At 57.8% G+C, this 18,728-nt stretch carries 20 protein-coding genes; 15 read left to right on the top strand and 5 right to left on the bottom strand.

Annotated elements, in window-relative coordinates; translation table 11 throughout:
• Positions 1 to 2: 2 nt before the first annotated feature.
• From AC5S26_RS15865 to AC5S26_RS15800, 14 genes are all read left to right on the top strand, one after another.
• Complete coding sequence (locus tag AC5S26_RS15865; RefSeq protein WP_494185877.1) at positions 3 to 710, top strand: 2OG-Fe(II) oxygenase; 708 nt, start codon at positions 3 to 5, stop codon at positions 708 to 710.
• On the top strand, positions 700 to 1,362 hold the full coding sequence (gene alkB, locus AC5S26_RS15860) for a DNA oxidative demethylase AlkB (protein WP_494185876.1): 663 nt from the start codon (positions 700 to 702) through the stop codon (positions 1,360 to 1,362). The genes AC5S26_RS15865 and alkB overlap by 11 nt, the downstream gene beginning before the upstream one ends.
• 106 nt (positions 1,363 to 1,468) lie before the next feature.
• Positions 1,469 to 2,725, top strand: a complete 1,257-nt coding sequence (locus AC5S26_RS15855) for a competence/damage-inducible protein A (RefSeq protein WP_494185875.1) — start codon at positions 1,469 to 1,471, stop codon at positions 2,723 to 2,725.
• A gap of 65 nt (positions 2,726 to 2,790) precedes the next feature.
• Positions 2,791 to 3,420: a glycerol-3-phosphate 1-O-acyltransferase PlsY gene (plsY, locus tag AC5S26_RS15850; RefSeq protein ID WP_494185874.1), complete on the top strand. Its 630-nt coding sequence runs from the start codon at positions 2,791 to 2,793 to the stop codon at positions 3,418 to 3,420.
• Positions 3,417 to 4,415 carry an NAD(P)H-dependent glycerol-3-phosphate dehydrogenase gene (locus AC5S26_RS15845; protein WP_494185873.1) on the top strand — a complete coding sequence of 333 codons (999 nt, stop codon included), beginning with the start codon at positions 3,417 to 3,419 and terminating at the stop codon, positions 4,413 to 4,415. Before plsY ends, AC5S26_RS15845 begins: the two co-directional genes overlap by 4 nt.
• Positions 4,416 to 4,454: 39 nt before the next feature.
• Entirely contained in the window at positions 4,455 to 4,724 is a 270-nt protein-coding gene (locus AC5S26_RS15840) for a hypothetical protein (protein ID WP_494185872.1), read from the top strand.
• A 55-nt stretch (positions 4,725 to 4,779) separates the two neighbouring features.
• Positions 4,780 to 4,953 carry a hypothetical protein gene (locus tag AC5S26_RS15835; RefSeq protein WP_494185871.1) on the top strand — a complete coding sequence of 58 codons (174 nt, stop codon included), beginning with the start codon at positions 4,780 to 4,782 and terminating at the stop codon, positions 4,951 to 4,953.
• 61 nt (positions 4,954 to 5,014) lie between these two features.
• Positions 5,015 to 6,001, top strand: coding sequence for a signal recognition particle-docking protein FtsY (ftsY, locus tag AC5S26_RS15830; RefSeq protein WP_494185870.1), 987 nt, complete (start codon positions 5,015 to 5,017; stop codon positions 5,999 to 6,001).
• Positions 6,002 to 6,022: 21 nt separating this feature from the next.
• Positions 6,023 to 7,171: a bifunctional diaminohydroxyphosphoribosylaminopyrimidine deaminase/5-amino-6-(5-phosphoribosylamino)uracil reductase RibD gene (gene ribD / locus AC5S26_RS15825; RefSeq protein ID WP_494185869.1), complete on the top strand. Its 1,149-nt coding sequence runs from the start codon at positions 6,023 to 6,025 to the stop codon at positions 7,169 to 7,171.
• Positions 7,172 to 7,351: 180 nt separating this feature from the next.
• The gene (locus tag AC5S26_RS15820) at positions 7,352 to 7,645 is read left to right on the top strand and encodes a GNAT family N-acetyltransferase (protein WP_494185868.1); all 294 of its coding nucleotides are present in this window, start codon (positions 7,352 to 7,354) and stop codon (positions 7,643 to 7,645) included.
• A 99-nt stretch (positions 7,646 to 7,744) separates the two neighbouring features.
• The gene (locus AC5S26_RS15815; protein WP_494185867.1) at positions 7,745 to 8,410 is read left to right on the top strand and encodes a riboflavin synthase; all 666 of its coding nucleotides are present in this window, start codon (positions 7,745 to 7,747) and stop codon (positions 8,408 to 8,410) included.
• 21 nt (positions 8,411 to 8,431) lie between these two features.
• Complete coding sequence (locus AC5S26_RS15810) at positions 8,432 to 9,049, top strand: DJ-1/PfpI family protein (protein WP_494185866.1); 618 nt, start codon at positions 8,432 to 8,434, stop codon at positions 9,047 to 9,049.
• 214 nt (positions 9,050 to 9,263) lie between these two features.
• On the top strand, positions 9,264 to 10,013 hold the full coding sequence (locus tag AC5S26_RS15805; protein WP_494185865.1) for an SDR family NAD(P)-dependent oxidoreductase: 750 nt from the start codon (positions 9,264 to 9,266) through the stop codon (positions 10,011 to 10,013).
• A gap of 140 nt (positions 10,014 to 10,153) precedes the next feature.
• Positions 10,154 to 10,852, top strand: a complete 699-nt coding sequence (locus AC5S26_RS15800) for an SDR family oxidoreductase (protein ID WP_494186125.1) — start codon at positions 10,154 to 10,156, stop codon at positions 10,850 to 10,852.
• Between the two features lie 119 nt (positions 10,853 to 10,971).
• On the opposite strand, the gene rho is transcribed toward AC5S26_RS15800, so the two are convergent.
• The 3 genes from rho to AC5S26_RS15785 form a co-directional block, all read right to left on the bottom strand.
• Positions 10,972 to 12,222, bottom strand: coding sequence for a transcription termination factor Rho (gene rho, locus AC5S26_RS15795; protein ID WP_130420768.1), 1,251 nt, complete (start codon positions 12,220 to 12,222; stop codon positions 10,972 to 10,974).
• Between the two features lie 160 nt (positions 12,223 to 12,382).
• A complete protein-coding gene (locus AC5S26_RS15790; RefSeq protein WP_494186124.1) occupies positions 12,383 to 12,601 on the bottom strand; it encodes a DNA-directed RNA polymerase subunit omega in 219 nt (72 codons plus the stop codon).
• A 616-nt stretch (positions 12,602 to 13,217) separates the two neighbouring features.
• Positions 13,218 to 14,813: a YifB family Mg chelatase-like AAA ATPase gene (locus AC5S26_RS15785; RefSeq protein ID WP_494185864.1), complete on the bottom strand. Its 1,596-nt coding sequence runs from the start codon at positions 14,811 to 14,813 to the stop codon at positions 13,218 to 13,220.
• A gap of 150 nt (positions 14,814 to 14,963) precedes the next feature.
• On the opposite strand from AC5S26_RS15785, the gene AC5S26_RS15780 reads away from it, so the two are divergent.
• Positions 14,964 to 16,409 carry an L-serine ammonia-lyase gene (locus AC5S26_RS15780; protein WP_494185863.1) on the top strand — a complete coding sequence of 482 codons (1,446 nt, stop codon included), beginning with the start codon at positions 14,964 to 14,966 and terminating at the stop codon, positions 16,407 to 16,409.
• Between the two features lie 101 nt (positions 16,410 to 16,510).
• Here the strand turns inward: AC5S26_RS15780 and AC5S26_RS15775 are convergent, their stop codons facing one another.
• Together AC5S26_RS15775 and AC5S26_RS15770 are read right to left on the bottom strand one after the other, a co-directional pair.
• The gene (locus AC5S26_RS15775) at positions 16,511 to 17,296 is read right to left on the bottom strand and encodes a class I SAM-dependent methyltransferase (protein WP_494185862.1); all 786 of its coding nucleotides are present in this window, start codon (positions 17,294 to 17,296) and stop codon (positions 16,511 to 16,513) included.
• A gap of 64 nt (positions 17,297 to 17,360) precedes the next feature.
• Entirely contained in the window at positions 17,361 to 18,548 is a 1,188-nt protein-coding gene (locus tag AC5S26_RS15770) for an acetyl-CoA C-acetyltransferase (RefSeq protein WP_494185861.1), read from the bottom strand.
• Positions 18,549 to 18,728: the final 180 nt, after the last annotated feature.

Genomic DNA, 18,728 nt, shown 5'->3' with positions numbered 1-18,728 from the left:
CCATGGACCTTACGGAAAAGATCGCATCTCTTGATTGGGCTTGTATCGCGGCCACCCTTAGCGAGCAAGGCTATGCCACCACCGGCCCGCTGCTTACTCCAGAGGAATGCCTCCAACTTGCCTCAGGCTATGACGATCCATCTCGATTTCGCAGCCGTGTGGTGATGGCTCGTCACGGCTTTGGGCGTGGCGAGTATCAGTACTACAGCTACCCTCTTCCATCGCTGATTCAGTCGCTTCGTGATGTTCTCTATCCTCCTCTCGCCTCGATTGCGAACGAGTGGAATCACCACCTGGGAAATCCGGTGACGTACCCGCCTGTACACCGGCAGTACCAGCAGCTTTGCCATCAGGCTGGACAGACACGTCCTACACCGCTTCTTCTCAAATACCAGCAGGATGATTACAACTGCCTCCACCAGGATCTCTACGGCGAACTCGTCTTCCCCATCCAGGCTGCCTTCCTTCTTAGCGAGCCCGGACGCGATTTCACCGGTGGCGAATTCGTCCTGACGGAACAGCGGCCGCGCATGCAGTCCCGTGCCGCCGTCGTTCCTCTGCACCAGGGCGAGGCTGTCCTCTTCGCCGTGAATCATCGCCCGCAACGCGGCACTCGTGGCGTCTATCGAGTAGCCATGCGCCATGGCGTCAGCGTCATCCGCTCCGGCCATCGCTTCACCCTTGGAGTCATCTTTCACGATGCACAGTAACGACAAACTCTGGCCCGAGCCTGCAGAGCCCACAGAAGAGCATCCTATCGAAGGGGTCACACTTCTTCGCACCTTCTGTCATGAAGAGGCCGCGACACTCTATGACGCCATCGCAAGTGTCGAAGCGATCTCGCCCTTCCGCCAGATGGTCGTTCCGAGCGGGCACACCATGTCTGTAGCAATGACGAATGCCGGCACCTTCGGCTGGACGACAGATCGCACGGGCTATCGCTATACAACCGTCGATCCGGAGACAGGGACTCCCTGGCCCGCCATGGCATCGTCTCTGCTCTCCCTGGCTCAGCGAGCTGCTGCTGCGGGCGGCTTTCCCGGCTTCACTCCCAACAGTTGCCTCATCAATCGGTACTCCGTCGGAGCCCGGCTCTCCCTTCATCAGGACAGGAACGAGGAGGACTACACGCAGCCCATCGTCTCCGTCTCACTGGGTCTTCCCGCAACCTTTCTCCTCGGCACCTTGCGTCGCGCCGAAACGCCGCGACGCATCCGCATCGAGCACGGCGACGTCCTCGTCTGGGGAGGCCCTGCGCGACTCATCTTCCACGGAGTCGCCCCTGTTGCCGCTGGAATCCACGCCCTTACCGGCTCTTTTCGCATCAATCTGACCTTTCGCCACGTCGCAGTATCCGGCTGACCAATCCTCTACAGCAAAAAAACTCTCTATCATGGAGGACGAGGCCTCTTTTTCCGCGCCTCGTGTCTGCCCTGTTCGTGGACATGAGAGGACACAGAAATCCAACATGATCGCTGAAATCATTGCAGCCGGCTCCGAGATGCTCACGCCGCACCGGCAGGACACGAACTCCCTCTTCCTCACCGAACAACTCAACAGCCTCGGTGTCGAGGTGGCTTTTAAAACCATCGTTGGCGACAGCCTCGCCCACCTCACCAATGCTGCCCGCGTCGCGTTGAGCCGCGTCGATATCGTCATCTTCTCGGGAGGCCTCGGCCCTACCGAAGATGACCTCACCCGCGAGGCCGTTGCCGCCGCGCTCGGCATCTCGCTCCATCGCGATGCAGAAATTCTGACGGCTCTCTACAAACGTTTCGCCGCACGCCAGATGGCCATGCCGCGCAACAACGTCAAACAGGCCGACATTCTCGACGGGGCAACTGTTCTTGCGAACTCCAAAGGCAGCGCCCCAGGCCAATTCCTCGACACCGTCTTCGACGACTACCGAAAGATTGTCATCCTCCTGCCCGGGCCCCCACGCGAGCTCAAGCCTCTCTTTGAAGAGGTTGTAAACCCTCTCCTAGCTGCAATTCTTCCGCCGCGTCATATCGCGCGCCGCACCCTCCGTATGGCGCTCATCGCCGAGTCGCTTGTCGATTCCCGGACCTCGCCCATCTACAACGAATACAGTGATGTCCAGACTACGATTCTTGCAGGCCAGGGTGAGATTCAGCTGCACTTCATGACGGCCAAACAGACCTTGCTGGAGGCACAGGCTCGCGTTGACGAGCTTACAGAACGTATCGAGGCCGAGATGGACGAGGCCATCTTTTCTTCGCAGAGCGAAAGTCTTGAAGAGGTCGTCCTGCTGATGCTCGAGATGCGCCATCTCACCCTATCCGTTGCTGAAAGTTGCACCGGAGGTCTTTTGTCCGAGCGCCTCACCGCAGTTCCCAACAGTTCGCGAGCGTTTGTCGGCGGAGCGGTCGTTTATACGCCGGAGACCAAGATGCTCTTTGCCGGGGTGCCCCGTGAGATGATCGATATTCACGGAGCTGTCAGTCCCGAAGTTGCTCGAGCTCTCGCCGAGGGAATACGCGAACGAACCGGAACCTCGCTTGGAATCTCCATCACCGGCCTCGCCGGTCCTGGCGGAGGGCCTCCGGGCCCAGATGCGGAGAAACCCGTAGGACTGGTCTACATTGGATTGGCAGATGGACGCGACACGCAAGTAAAAGAGTTGAATCTCACCGGCGACCGCGACTACATCCGCTGGTGGTCTTCGCAGAACGCCCTTGAGTTCATACGGAAGACACTACTTTAACCGCGCTCTCTCTGCCAGCCGTAACGCAAAACACGGCAACTTGATAAACTCGAAATTCAGACACCATGACGCCTTGGCTGATCTCCATTCCGCTGGCCTACCTGCTAGGCTCTATCCCCTGTGGGTACCTTCTGGTCCGCATCTTCCGGCATCAGGACATCCGGGCGACGGGCAGCGGCAACATCGGCGCCACCAACGTCGCACGTTCCGGGGCAAAAGGTCTTGGCCTCCTCACCCTCGTTCTCGACGTCCTCAAGGGATTCTTCGCCGTTGTCATCGCCCAGCGTATCGCTGATCCCTACGGCTTCCCCCAGGCCTACGACATCGCAGTCGCTGCCGGGCTAGCCGCCGTTCTCGGCCACTGCTTCCCTGTCTGGCTGGGCTTTCGCGGAGGCAAGGGTGTAGCCACCGCGCTCGGCGTCTTCTTCGCGCTCGTTCCCCTCACCACCGTCTTCTATGTTCTGGGAGTCTTCCTGGTGATTGTGTTCTCCACACGCTATGTTTCGCTGGCATCGATCATCGCTGCTGCACTGTTTCCCATCTTTGCCCTGCCACACGCACCGGCCCGAACCCCGATCGTCATAGCAGGCTATATTCTTATCCCTCTCATCGTCATCGTTAAACACTCTCAAAACATCCGCCGGCTTCTCTCCGGCACAGAGAATCGTTTCGGTTCAAGCAAGGTGGTTGCTTGAGTCGGATTGCCGTTCTTGGAGCCGGGGCCTGGGGAACTGCACTGGCGATCTCCCTTGCCCGCCGTGGCGGACACACACTCTGCCTGTGGTCTCACTCCTCTGCTTTGGCCGAACAGCTGCACGACGGAGGCGAGAACCTTACTTATCTTCCCGGTTTCATTCTTCCCGTCGACGTCCATGTCACCAGCGATCTTCCCACTGCGATCTTCGAGGCCGATCTCATCGTCTGTGTAATGCCTTCGCAGCACCTGCGATCGGTAATCTCGCACATCGCCCCGCTGCTCACTCCCAAACAGGTCATCCTCTCTGCCTCGAAGGGCATCGAAGAAGACTCGTTCCTGCGCATGTCGCAGGTCATCGCGTCGGTCACGGACAATGCCTGCGCCGTCCTCTCCGGTCCCTCCTTCGCCCAAGAGGTCGCCGCCGGCAGCCCCACCGCGATCGTTGCCGCAGCCAGCAGCATTCGCATCGCCCAGATGATCCAGCGCGAATTTTCTTCGCCGGCCCTGCGAATCTATACCAACGACGACATCACCGGGGTCGAGCTTGGCGGTGCCCTCAAGAATGTCATCGCGTTGGCAGCCGGCGTCGTCAAAGGGCTCAATCTCGGCCACAACTCAGCCGCCGCTCTTATCACGCGGGGAATTGCGGAGATGACTCGCCTTGCTGTAGCCTGCGGCGGCCGTCGACAGACCCTATCCGGGCTCTCGGGAGTCGGCGATCTCATCCTGACCTGCACCGGAGAACTCTCCCGCAACCGCTCCGTCGGTATTGAGCTTGGACGCGGAAAGCAGCTGGACGCAATCCTCACTGGCATGGGCGGCAAGGTTGCCGAAGGTGTCCGCTCCACTACTGCGGCGCTAGGTCTCGCCTCACGCTACGGCGTTGAGATGCCTATTACCGAGCAGATGGACGCGATTCTTCATCGCAATAAACATCCAAGCGAAGCAATACGGGAACTTATGTCCCGCCCCGGCCGCAACGAACACAATTAGACCATTTACACGTTGCTCACTTTCCGCATCTAAAGGTGCATGGCTGATCCGATGGATCCACTTCGCAAGCACCCGCTGAGTTCCTCGGAAGAGGAAAAGATCGAACCCACCCTCAACGACCCGACGCCCGAAGCGCGGACCGGCGACTCGCGCTTTTTACCCGTCGTCATTCTCGCAGCCATCGCTTTGATCGTCATCCTGATTGGCGCGATTGTTCTCGTCAAGGGCAAAGGTCACAAAATGGTTCCCCAACAGCAGGACAATCATCCCGCCTCCAGCCTGACAATACCGCTGGCCTCTGCAGGCTAGACTCGCGGCGAAGGTTCCGGTACGATCGACTTCCCGAAATCTTCGCCGGAGAATCATGGCTGAACTCAATCACGGACACCATCATTCCGAAGGGCACATTCCACCGCCTGACCCTCCACGGGAGCGGCGGGTGCTCGGCTTCAGGCCCTTGCACGTCGTTCTTGGCGCACTGGTTCTGGTCGCGATCCTGATCATTTATCTGCTTCTCATTGCCCGCGCCGGTTACTAAGCCCGAATCCGTCAAAGCTGCGCGAACCAGGCCCCTCCTGAGGCGATAAACTAGACCAAGCATGGTCTTCTCTTCTCTCTTCGGCAAACGTCCAGCAGAATCCGAGTCGCCGGAGCCGGCGCCCGAACAACCGAAACTCAGCCTCTTCGACCGCATGAGGCAGGCGGTCACGCGCACCCGCGAGTCTCTCTCCGACTCCATCAGCTCCGTCGTCGCGCTCACCCGCGAGGTCGATCAGGCCTCCCTTGATGAGCTCGAGCCTCGCCTCCTCGCAGCGGATATAGGCAGTGCCACGACCGCCATCATTATGGAGAACCTTCGCCAGCGCGCTTTGCGTACCGGCATCGAGAGCGGGGCCCAGCTTCGTCAGATCCTCAAGGCCGAACTCAAACAGATTCTCGACAACGTAGCTCGTCCTATTCAGCATCCTGTAGCTCCGCCTGAGGTCATACTCATGGTCGGAGTCAACGGCACCGGCAAGACCACCACCACTGGCAAGCTCGCCAACCTCTATCGCTCGCAGGGCCGCAGCGTCCTGCTCTGCGCAGCCGACACCTTCCGTGCCGCCGCCATCGAGCAGCTTGAGGTCTGGGCACAGCGCTCAGACGTTCCTGTTATCAAGACCAAGCAGGGCGGCGATCCCTCGGCGGCTCTCTACGATGCGCTGAGCGCAGCGAAATCACGATCCACCGATGTCCTCATCGCCGATACCGCCGGTCGCCTCCACACCAAGACCGACCTGATGAAGGAGCTGGACAAGATGCGCCGCACCGCCGAGAAGCTCGTTCCAGGAGCCCCGCACCAGACCTTCCTCGTCATGGACGCAACCACGGGGCAAAACGGCCTGCAGCAGGCGCGCCTTTTTACAGAGGCTGCCCGCGTCACTGGCATCGTACTCACCAAACTCGACGGCACCGCCAAGGGAGGCATCGTCCTCGCCATCGCCACCGAACTCAAGCTGCCCGTTCTCTACGCCGGCATCGGCGAAAAGATCGACGACTTGATTCCCTTCGACAGCACCGCCTTCATCGATTCGCTCGTGGGCTGAGTCGCGTTTTATCCTTAGAAGATGGACTTTTCCGAACACGAACAACGCGACACGGAGCTTATGCGGCGCGCGCTCAACCTTGCCGCCAACACCGTCGCGCTTGCCAGCCCCAACCCTCAGGTCGGCTGCGTCATCTCCCGCGACGACCAGATCCTGGGTGAAGGCGCACATCTTTACGACAACTACGACCACGCCGAGATCGTGGCCCTCAAACAGGCCGCCTCTCGCGGCCTCTCCGTCCAGGGAGCCACCGCCTACGTCACTCTCGAGCCCTGCAGCCATCAAGGTCGCACCGGCCCCTGCGCCGACGCCCTCATCGCCGCCGGCATCGCGCGTGTCGTCGTCGCAACCACCGACCCCAATCCCCTCGTCAGCGGCCGAGGCCTCGAAAGAATACGGGCCGCGGGCATCGAGGTCAGCGTCGGCGAGCTCCAGCACGAGGCTCGCAATCTCAACGAGGCCTTCGCGCACTTCATCCGGACAGGGCAACCCTTCGTCACCTTGAAGGCTGCGCTCTCCGCCGATGGCAAGCTTGCTCCGCCTTCTGCATTACGTCTCCCCAACCAGCCGCACTGGCTTACCGGATCCGCTGCCCGTGATGAGGTTCAACGTCTTCGCCACGCCTCCGACGCCATCCTCACTGGTATCGGTACCGTTCTCGCCGACGATCCCCTCCTGACCGACCGCACCCAAGCTCCGCGACGCAGGCCTTTGCTCCGCGTCGTGCTCGACACCCACCTGCGCCTTCCGCACACCTCGCAGCTTCTTCGCTCCGCCAATCGCGACCTTCTAATCCTCACCAGTGCGTCCGCTCCGGCTGAGAAGATTGACGACCTCCGCAAAGACGGCGTCGAGGTCGAGATTATCCCTGACTCTGCAGGCCGCCTCTCGCTTCCCGCCGTCTTCGCTGCACTCGCCGAACGGAAGATTCTCAGCGTCCTTCTGGAAGCCGGTCCTCATCTCAACGGAGCCTTCCTCGGTCAGAATCTCGTCGGCAAGGCAATCCTCTTCCATGCAGGAATAACTCTGGGCGAAGATGCGGTTCCGTTTGCTGAAGGCATCGCGTCCACCGCTGAATTCGAACATTCCCTCCATCACGTCACCCACACTGCTTTCGGCCCCGACAACTGTGTCGCCGGCTACCTTCACGATCCGTGGCTGGAAAAATGACTCCCTTCAAAAATGGGCGGCTCCCTGAATGTGCCGACAATCTCAACCCCCTCCTTGGCTTCAATTCGACTGGGCACGTGCAGATCCCAAATGGGGCCCGACGGACGCATCACCGCCGGCTGCCTCCCCTTCTTCCAAACCACCCCGCCGTTGAGTAGTAATCTTGAATAAGCCGCGACCATGAGCACCCCCAACAAAGTCACGCCCAGCAGATTCGAGTACGAAGAAGATGGCAAACTTGCCTACCTCGACTTCGAGACCGATGATCGCGGCTGGATCACTCTCCTTCACACAGAGGTTCCGTCCGTTCTCCGTGGAAGAGGTATAGCCGGAATGCTCGTGCGAACCGCTTTCGAATACGCCCGCGATAATCATCTGCGCGTCGATGTCATCTGCCCCCTCGCCGCCGACTACCTTAAGCGGCATCCCGAGCTTAGACAGCGACCTGCCTCCGAGTCGGCTCCGCAGGAGTAGCTGCTCCCTTGGAAAACCACTCAAAACGGTTTTACCGGTTACCCTAAATCGCTAGCTTCGCAGTCGTTCTCTTCTCGTTCTTCGCGTTACTCTGTAACTATGTTCACCGGCTTGATCGAAACCACGGGAACGGTCCTCGGCGTCATGCCTGACGCCGGAATCACGCGGATCACCATCGGCGCGCCAGCAGCACTCGTTGGTCGCCTCTCCACCGGCGACTCGGTTGCCGTTAGTGGCGTCTGCCTCACCGCGCTGGACATCGAACCAAATGCCTTTCCTGCGCGCTTTTCCGCCGACCTTGCCGCCGAAACTATCGCGCGCACGACTCTCTCCCGTCTCAAACCCGATGCGGTTGTGAACCTTGAGCTTCCCACTCCAGCAGGGGCTCCTCTCGGCGGGCATGTCGTCCAGGGCCATGTCGACTCCACAGGAACCCTCATCTCTCTCGAGCCTCTCACTCCCGATACCGAGATCACCGACTATCGGCTGCGATTCACGATCCCAGACACCCTCATCCGCTACGTCGTCGAAAAGGGATCCATTACTGTGGAAGGCATCTCCCTCACCGTCGCCGCGATCGATGGAAACAAGGTGGAGATCGCGATCATTCCTCACACCTATGCGGCCACCAGTCTTCGCACGCTCTCACCCGGCGATGCCCTTAATATCGAGGTCGATGTGCTCGGAAAATATGCAGAACGCCACGGAGAAAAAGCTGTTGGCTTTATCCTCACCGAACACTACCTGATCGCCAACGGCTACTAGCGCCAGAAAAAGGAGTCTCGCATGTCTCCCGTGACAGATGCTTCGTATCATGTGCCCTTCAAGCCGGCAAAGCTCCTCATGCTCGTCGGTGATTTCGTCGAGGACTACGAGGTCATGGTTCCCTTTCAGGCGCTCCAGATGGTCGGCCACACCGTTCACGCCATCTGCCCTGACAAGAAGTCCGGCGACCGCGTCCGTACAGCGATCCATGACTTCGAAGGAGATCAGACCTACTCCGAAAAGCCCGGACACAACTTTGTTCTGAACGCGACCTTCGACGAGATCGATCCGATAAATTACGACGGCCTCGTTGTCCCTGGCGGCAGAGCCCCTGAGTATCTCCGCCTCAACTCCCGTGTGCTCGATATCATCCGTCATTTTTCCAACTCGGATAAACCCATCGCCGCGCTGTGCCACGGTCCGCAGCTCTTAGCCGCCGCGCGCGTCCTCTCCGGCAAACGTCTTAATGCTTATCCTGCCTGCGCCCCTGAAGTGGAGCTTGCAGGAGGAATCTTCGTCTCTCTCGAAGTGACCCAAGCAATTACCGACGGTAATCTCGTTACCGGTCCGGCGTGGCCGGCGCACCCAGCCTGGCTTGCGCAATTTCTCCAGGTTCTCGAACGAAGCCTCAGCAGGTAGTCCAGCTCCCCCACCATTCCCGATAGAACCCTTCGGGACCGGTTATGGCGTGTGTATTCTCGCCATTTGACCGCTTGCGCTCCAAAAGCGAGACGATCCATAACCCTTCCGGCCCCCTGTGTTACCCAATATTTATTGGCAGGAAGAATCCTTTGCTCTCACCTCACATCAATTAGATGGCTGTCTAAGTATTACCGAGAGAGGGCGTAAGAAAATGAGCAAGTTAGCGGGTAAGGTTGCCGTGGTCACAGGGGCATCGAAAGGCATCGGAGCCGATATTGCAAGAGGCTTGGCAAAAGAGGGCGCGTCTGTCGTCGTGAACTACGCTTCCAGCAAGGAAGGGGCCGACAAAGTTGTTGCCGAGATTACCAAGGCTGGCGGCAAGGCTGTTGCTGTTCAAGGAGATGTTGCCAAAGAGGCGGATGTCCTGCGTATCTTTTCCGAGACGAAAACTGTCTTCGGTAAGCTCGACGTACTCGTCAATAATGCCGGCATCTACAAGTTCACTCCCATCGAAGAGATCACGGAAGAAGGCTTCCACAATATCTTCAACACCAATGTCCTGGGAGCTCTTCTTGCCACCCGGGAAGCGGTTAAGCTCTTCGGTGACAATGGCGGAAGCATCATCAATATCGGATCGGCCGTAACGGAAATTCATCCACCGACCAGCTCGATCTATACGGCTACCAAGGGAGCCCTTGACTCCATCACCGCTGTGCTCGCGAAGGAGCTTGGGCCGAAGAAGATTCGTGTCAACTCTATCAACCCCGGCATGGTCGAAACCGAAGGCACACACACGGCTGGCTTCATAGGCTCCGACTTCCAGACCACATTCGAGGGACAAACCCCGCTCGGACGCATCGGCCAGCCCGGTGACATCACTCCCATTGCGGTCTTTCTCGCCTCTACCGACTCAGGCTGGCTCACTGGCGAGACTGTCGTAGCTTCAGGCGGGCTCCGCTAAATTATCCACCGGTAGTACAAGGAGGCGCGGCCACAAAGCTGCGCCTCTTCGCTATTTCAAATCTCATCCACAGAAAGAAGGAGCGTTCATGGGTAAATTGTCTGGGAAGGTGGCCATCGTAACAGGAGCATCGAAAGGGAATCGGGGCCGGGATCGCCAGCGGCTTTGCCCAAGAAGGAGCTTCGATCGTCGTTAATTATGCATCGAGCAAGGAAGGCGCTGATCGGGTCGTCGCTGGAATTACTGGCCAGGGTGGAAAGGCGATCGCGATTCAAGGCGATATCGCCAACGCGGCAGATGTGCAGCGGATCTTCTCCGAAACTATAAGGGCCTTCGGCCGGTTCGACATCCTGGTCAATAACGCCGGAATCTATCAATTCGCTCCCATCGACGACTTTACCGAAGAACACTTTCATCGCCAGTTCAATACCAACGTACTCGGTCCTCTTCTTGCCAGCCGCGAAGCTGTTAAACACTTCGGCGAAGATGGCGGCAGCATCATCAATATCGACTCCAGCGTAACCTCCACCTATCCTCCCAGCGGGGTCACCTATACCGCCTCGAAGAGTGCTGTAGATGCAATCACCAAGGTTCTCTCCAAAGAACTTGGTTCGCGGAAGATTCGCGTCAACTCCATTAATCCCGGCCTGGTCGAGACAGAAGGCACGCGCGCAATCGGTTTCATCGGAGGAGACTGGCAGAAGAAGCGGGAGGCTCAGACTCCGCTCGGACGTGCCGGGCAGCCTGGCGACATCACGCCTGTCGCCGTCTTCCTCGCCTCTGCCGACTCGGGCTGGCTCACAGGCGAGACCCTGCTTGCATCCGGCGGGCTCCGCTAATTCTGACTCCCCGGATCCGGCCTTCCTACACAGACACAAAGGGCAGCCCCTTCAAAGGACTGCCCTTTTGCATCACCGGACCAGCACCACCCGGACCCGGTGACAACTTATATCGACTTTTAGATCGAGCTCATATTGTGCAGAAACTCCTGGTTGTTCCTGGTCTTGGCCAGCTTGTCGGTCAACAGCTCCATGGCTTCGACCGGCGAAAGCGGATTCAGAACCTTGCGCAGAATCCAGATTCGCTGCAGGTCTTCCTTCGGGATGAGAAGTTCTTCCTTACGCGTGCCCGAGCGCTGGATATCAATCGCCGGGAAGACACGCTTGTCGACCAGCTTACGGTCCAGAATGACTTCCATGTTGCCGGTACCCTTGAACTCCTCGAAGATCACTTCGTCCATTCGCGAACCCGTATCAACCAGAGCTGTCGCGATGATCGTCAGAGAACCGCCCTCTTCGATGTTTCGGGCAGCTCCAAAGAATCGCTTCGGCCTCTGCAGAGCGTTCGAATCCACACCGCCGGAGAGAACCTTTCCGCTCGGAGGGACGATGGTGTTATAAGCACGAGCGAGTCGTGTGATGGAATCCAGCAGGATGACCACGTCGCGCTTATGCTCGACCAGGCGCTTGGCCTTCTCGATGACCATCTCGGCTACTTGCACGTGACGGGCCGCCGGCTCGTCGAAGGTGGACGAAATCACCTCTCCCTTCACTGAACGCTGCATGTCCGTGACTTCTTCCGGACGTTCGTCGATCAGCAGGACGATCAGCACGACTTCAGGATGGTTGGAGGTAATGGAGTTGGCGATCGACTGCAGCAGCATGGTCTTTCCGGTACGGGGAGGAGCCACGATCAGGCCGCGCTGTCCCTTGCCTACCGGGGTCAGAAGATCCATAACCCTGCCGGAGATATTGTCCCGCACTGTCTCCATCTTTACGCGCTCTTCAGCGTAGAGAGGCGTCAGGTTGTCGAACAGAATCTTGTTGCGGGTCTCTTCCGGGGACTCGAAGTTGATCGCTTCGATCTTTACCAGTGCGAAGTACTTCTCGCCTTCGTGCGGCGGACGTACATTGCCGCTGATCGTGTCGCCGGTCTTCAGGTCGAACTTACGGATCTGGGATGGGGAAACGTAGATGTCGTCGGGGCCGGGCAGATAGTTGTAATCGGGAGAACGAAGGAAGCCATAGCCGTCAGGAAGGATCTCAAGCACGCCTTCAGCGAAGATATGACCTTCTTTTTCGCTCTGTGCCTGAAGAATTTTGAAGATGAGGTCCTGCTTGCGAAGGCCGCTGGTGCCTGCGATATCCAGGCCGCGCGCCAGTTTACCCAGCTCGGCAATATTGTGTTCTTTCAACTCTGAAATTGTCATGGTTTTACCTTGCGATGTATTTAAATGTCTGGGAACTGGGCGGGATATGCCTGAAAGGAGATCCTGCAAAGGGCCTGGAAGAGATCTGAAGTTTTAGGATGGAATTGGGTGATGCGGAAAGGGTTAGGGGTTAAGTTTTTAAGTGGCCGAAGGCCGCGCGTTAAGCCGCGCGGCGCTCCTGCAGCTCTATCTTCTGGACTGGGGTCTCAGCATCGCCCATCGGAACTGAATCCTTGAAGCGGTCCAGAACTTCGTTCGTTGTGTCCTGCAAGCGGGTATTTGGTTTGTGCAGCTTCCGGGTCGCCTTCGACGCCAGCTGACAAAGCTCATAGCGGTTCTTCACGTGAGTGAGGGCTCCAAAAACAAGATCCGAGCGCATCATTTTCTCCTTTATTCAATTCCGTTGCGGCAAAAAGCGCCTTGCGCCCACTCCCCGCAATTAAAAGCCATCGTTCAGCAGGTCCGTTGTCTTCCGCCTGCCACTGTTCATTAGACGTCGAACCCTAGAAAATGGATTCGAATTTCTTTGTAAATCTCTCAAATCAAACCTGATCCACCCCAAAACGTCGAGCAGACGAGATAATCTAACGCATCTCTTAAAAGGAAGGGATACGTTCGATCTAACCCTGTTTCTCCTGGTATCGTCAGCGGCTCAAGCGCCTGGGCATAAAACAGAAGGAGCAGAGGGGAACACCCGGTATGCCTGGTGCCCTGAATGTTGAACCATTCCCTTACGTATCTATGGAAACAGCCTCAACCCTTAGAAAAGTAAATCCTCAATGACCACAGGTCAATACTTATTTTTGGAAACTTCCTCTTCAAGAAATTCCATAAAGCGGAGCTTTAGTTTGAGCTTGAACACGTAACCCCTTTATATTGAGGTGATCATGAATTTGGAAGAGGTGTTATAGCCCTTTATTTACCGGCTCGTCCGTGGGCTTCAGAATCAAAATAGGGTTCAAGAGCTTGCCGATAAACGGATATAAGTAGTCCGCTCAAGCCCAGTAGCTTCGATCCAATGTCCTGTACTGGATCGCCTCAGCAATATGTCGGGTGCCTACGCTCTCCGCCACATCCAGGTCCGCAATCGTCCGCGCTACCTTGAGAATTCGATCATGGGCCCTCGCGCTAAGCCCCTGCTGTTGCATGGCGCGCTCCAGCAAACGCTCGGCATCGGATTCAAGCACACAGAAGGTCCGGATCTGCTGCGTATTCATCTGAGCGTTAGCGAAGACCTTGCGAGCTGCTCCCTTGCTCGATCCTTTCGTTCGTTCCGCTGTCTCGGCGAATCGGTCATGCTGGCGTCGGCGAGCCGCGAGCACTCGCTCGCGAATCTCCGTCGATCCCTCAGCTGCCGCTCCACCCCGCAGCTCCTTGTACTCGACTGCGGGAACTTCTATATGGATATCGATGCGATCGAGAAGCGGCCCGCTAACCTTGGAGACATAGCGCTGGATCATGGGAGGGGTGCACATGCATTCACGACGCTTGTCGTTGAAATAGCCGCACGGGCAGGGATTCATTGCCGCCGCCAGCATAAAACGCGCTGGAAAGCTCAGACTCATTGCGGCGCGCGAGATGGTCACAGTTCCATCCTCGAGCGGTTGTCTCAAAACCTCCAGCACATTGCGAGGAAACTCTGGAAGCTCGTCGAGGAACAGCAGCCCGTTATGCGCCAGCGAGACCTCACCGGGGCGAGGCACCACCATGCCTCCACCGATCAGCCCGGCATCGGAGATTGTATGGTGAGGAGACCGGAATGGCCTCTGGGCCACAAGCCCTTGCTCCCCGTCGAGTACTCCGGCAACGGAGTGAATCTTCGTCGTCTCCAGTGCCTCCTCGAATCTCAGCGGCGCAAGGATGGAAGGCAGTCGCTTCGCAAGCATCGTCTTGCCGGATCCTGGAGGTCCAATCATCAGAATGTTGTGGCCGCCTGCCGCAGCGACTTCGAGAGCGCGCTTTGCGACATGCTGGCCACGAACATCTTTGAAGTCGAATGGAAAATGCTGCGTCTCGTTCAGCAGCTCGCTTGCCTTTACCGCCAGCGGAGCGACGCTCATCGTTCCGTTTGCGGCCGAGTTCAAAAGCTCGCGAACCTCGATCAGGCTTTTCACTGGATAGACATTCACGCCCTCGACGACTGCGGCCTCTCGCGCGTTGCTGGCCGGGACGATGACGTTGCGGATTCCATTCGATCGAGCCGCAACCGCGATCGGCAGCGTTCCCGGAACCGCGCGCAATGAGCCATCCAGTCCGAGCTCCCCGACTAACAGAAAATCGTCCAGGTCCTTGATCGCCAGCGCACCGTAAGCTCCGAGAATTCCGATTGCGATGGGAAGGTCAAAACCGGAGCCCTCCTTCTTCAGATCGGCAGGAGCGAGATTGATCGTAATCTTGGTCGGCGGTATCTCGAAGCCCGAGTTCTTGATCGCAGAGCGTACACGGTCACGGCTCTCGCGCACGGCGGCGTCAGGGAGCCCCACTGTGCTGAACTGTTCCTTATCAAGCTTGATCTGTGAGAAGTCGACCTCGACATCGATCAGGTGAGCGTCGATTCCATAAACGGCGGCACTGCGGGCCTTAAAAAGCATCGTCGAGCCTGATATGTCCTTGAGGCAGTTTGGTGTGGGCCGAGTATAGCATCGAGCCCTCAGATCTCTTCTTCCACTGAAGTGGCAGACACGATTCGATGGAAGCAAGGAATAGGAGCAAAGCTCTTCAGCGACGCCTACAATGTGTCTGTGAATACCAGTCTGTTCGAGCTCTTCAAGATCGGCATCGGTCCCTCGAGCTCGCATACCGTCGGTCCGATGCGAGCGGCACTGCGGTTCGCTCAGGCGATCGAGCAAACAGGAAGACTTGCCGAGGTCTCACAAGTCACCGTGGATCTCTATGGATCGCTCGCGCTGACGGGGCACGGGCACGGAACCGACCGTGCGATTCTTCTGGGGCTCATGGGCGAAGCTCCCGATACGGTCGATCCCGCGGTCATCGATGCGGAACTCGCCGCCATCCGCACGACAGGGACTCTCTATCTTCTCGATCGCGAGGCGATTCCCTTCACCGAGGCTCAACACCTGCTGTTTCACAGAGATCAGATGTATCCCGATCCTGAGAGATCGACTCACCCGAACGGAATCCGCTTCTCAGCGTTTGCCACCGACGACTCGCTGCTGGCTCGAGACGTCTTCTACTCCATCGGCGGAGGCTTCATTCTCTCCGCAGACGAATTCGAGGCACAACAGAGCGCAAAGATAACGTCAACCCGCACGGTACCCTATCCCTTCTCGAACGCCGCCCAGCTGCTATCCATAGCTGCCCGACACAAGCTCGCCATCGCCGATCTTCTGCTGGCCAATGAGGTCGCTCTGCTTGCCGACAGCTCCATCCGTCGCCCGCTTCCAGTTAAAGACACCTCTACAATCACGGGTGAGGATCAGGTGAAAGCGAACATCCTTGCGATCTGGCGCGCCATGCAAACCTGCACAGAACGTGGTCTTGTCACCGACGGCATTCTTCCGGGAGGCCTAAACGTTCGCCGCCGAGCGCCGCGGCTCGCGCGGAGACTCGAGACCGGCAGCACAAGCGATCCGCTGGCTCCTATGGATTGGGTGACGGTCTATGCGATGGCGGTCAACGAAGAGAACGCCGCCGGAGGCCGAGTCGTCACCGCACCGACTAACGGAGCCGCGGGAGTGATTCCCGCGATCGCGCATTACTACATGCGGTTTGTGGAAGGAGCCAATGAAGATGGAATCCTGCGCTACTTCCTGACCGCCGCGACTATCGGAATTCTTTACAAAGAAAATGCCAGTATCTCCGGAGCCGAGGTTGGTTGCCAGGGAGAGGTTGGTGTCGCCTGCTCGATGGCTGCGGGAGGTCTGGTTGCGGCCATGGATGGAACCAACGAACAGGTGGAACACGCGGCGGAGATCGCAATGGAGCACAATCTCGGCATGACCTGCGACCCGATTGGAGGGCTTGTCCAGATCCCCTGCATCGAGCGCAATGGAATGGGAGCGGTCAAGGCCATCAACGCCGCCCGGATGTCCATCCACGAGACCGGTGATCACAAACTGTCGCTCGACCAGGTGATTGAGACGATGTATCAGACGGGAATCGACATGCAGTCGCGCTATAAGGAGACTTCCTTGGCAGGCTTAGCCTTGAACATCATCGAATGCTAGAGCCTGCCCTTCACTTTGCTACGCCCCATTGGGATGGCAATTCATCTGCGCAGCGAGGCCTTCAATACTCCTTAGAGCTGTAAGAACGAGCTTGATAAAGGTCATCCCATCATCGACTTCGTTTGCTGGGTGAATCTGCCGCAGGCCATCCGGCAAACTGTCGCGACAACGACCGTTCCTTCTCTCTCCCATTTTGAAAAGAACTCCTCGAGCGCCTTCTGCATTCCCGGATAGCGTGGATCGCCCGGTAGCGGAGAGACGGAGAGCGATTGCGTCAAGCCAATCAGATCCTCGAGCGTAAGCCTTTGCTCACCGGAAATTTCCTCACGGAACACCTCACCACCAGCGAAGAAGGAATCGATCTTCGGTGCAATCTCGTAACGCTCACGGTTTTCCTTGTAGTCGATCCCGTGCTCTCGCAGTAGAGCCTCGTAGTCCAGCGATTGTGGCGATTCGTCGCGAACGCGGCTGTTCGTGACCAAGACCACCCAGCCTTCAGGTCGCAGGATTCTTTTGAATTCGACCTTCGCAGGCTCTGAATCGAACCAATGGAATGCTCGACCTGCTACGACATAGTCAACCGAGGAATCCTCAAGCCCCGTGGCTTCCGCGATGCCCTTCTTCACCAGAAACCCAGGCCACGCCTGAGCAAGACGCTCGCTGCCTGCGCGCATCTCGTCGTTCGGTTCGATCGCGACAATGGAATTTCCATATTCCAGAAAGAGCTCAGACAACATCCCCGTACCGGCGCCAATATCTGCAACCTGAGCTTCTCGCGTAAGACCACATCGCTCGGAGAGAATATCGATCACCTGTGCGGGATAGCGAGTTCGATAGCGTTCGTAGTCTGCAACCCGTCCTGTAAATCGATCTTTCGCTTCGCTCATGGATGATTTGGATGCACACCTGAGCGCTGGAGTATCCAGGACAGCATTTGCCGTGTGTAAGCTCCTAGTTTCTCTCCACCGCCATCGCTACCGAGTTGCCACCTCCCAGGCAGAGCGCTGCAACTCCTTTTATTCCATTGCGCCGTATCAGCTCGTGCACCAGTGTCACCAGCACACGCGCGCCACTGGCGCCAATCGGGTGACCGAGCGCAACCGCTCCCCCGTTCACGTTCACCTTATCGAGCGTCAGCCCAAGCTCATGAGTCACCCCAAGAGCCTGCACGCTAAAGGCTTCGTTAAGCTCGTAGAGGTCGACCTCGTCACGATCCCATCCGGCCTTTTCAAGCACCCTCCGGACACCGATGACAGGTGCCATCATTACCCAGCGTGGCTCAACGCCGCTCACAGCCTGTGCTCGAATTGTTGCCAGCGGCTCAAGCCCCAGGTCGGCTGCCTTCCGCGACGACATGATCACCAACGCGGCAGCGGCGTCGTTTACTCCGGGTGCATTACCAGCCGTAACCGTTCCATCTTTTTTAAAAGCTGGTTTCAAAGCTGCCAGCGCCTCAAGCGAAGCATCTTCGCGAACACTCTCATCGCGACGAAACTCCGTCGGATCACCACCCTTTTTCTTTGAAGGCAGGGTGACGGGAACCACCTCCGCATCGAAGCGGCCTTCCCGCCATGCGGCGGCTGCGCGGCGGTGCGATTCGAGAGCGAAGGAGTCCTGCTGCTCCCGCGTAATGCCGTATTTTTCCGCAACCAGCTCGCCAGTCATCCCCATGTGTTGATCGTCGCAGGAACACCATAAGCCGTCGCGGATCATAGAGTCGACTACCGTAGCGTCGCCCATGCGAAGTCCCTTCCGTGCTGCAGGGAGAAGGTACGGCGCATTGGACATCGACTCCATGCCTCCAGCAACGACGATCTCTGCATCACCTGCCATAATATTTTGCGCAGCAAGAGCGACGGCGCGTAACCCGCTTCCGCAAACCATATTTACCGTAACCGCAGAGACTGTATCGGCGAGGCCGCCGCGAAGCGCTGCCTGACGCGCGGGGTTCTGCCCGAGCCCCGCCGGAAGAACGCATCCCATCACGCACTCGTCTACGCTGACCATGTCGATCCGCGCTCTACGAACAGCTTCGCGAACCGCAATCGCGCCAAGTTCCACGGCAGAGAGATCGGCGAGTGCTCCCTGAAATTTTCCTACCGGTGTCCGCACCGCGGAGACAATCACGACATCATTCATTCCGCACCTCTGAAGCTAAAAAAGTATAGAACTCTGTCCTGACTCATCGCATCTGAAGACAACATTCACTCTCCTCTTTGCGAAAATTTCCATGCGAAGCAGAATCGGAGGGAAAGATGTCCTTGAAAAAAGTTTTCGAAACGCATCGATTTCTCTTGACAGTTAATTTTCGTAAATCTA

The organism is Edaphobacter sp. FHG110511_03 (assembly GCF_059115365.1).
This window is presented reverse-complemented; position numbering and strand designations above follow the sequence as displayed.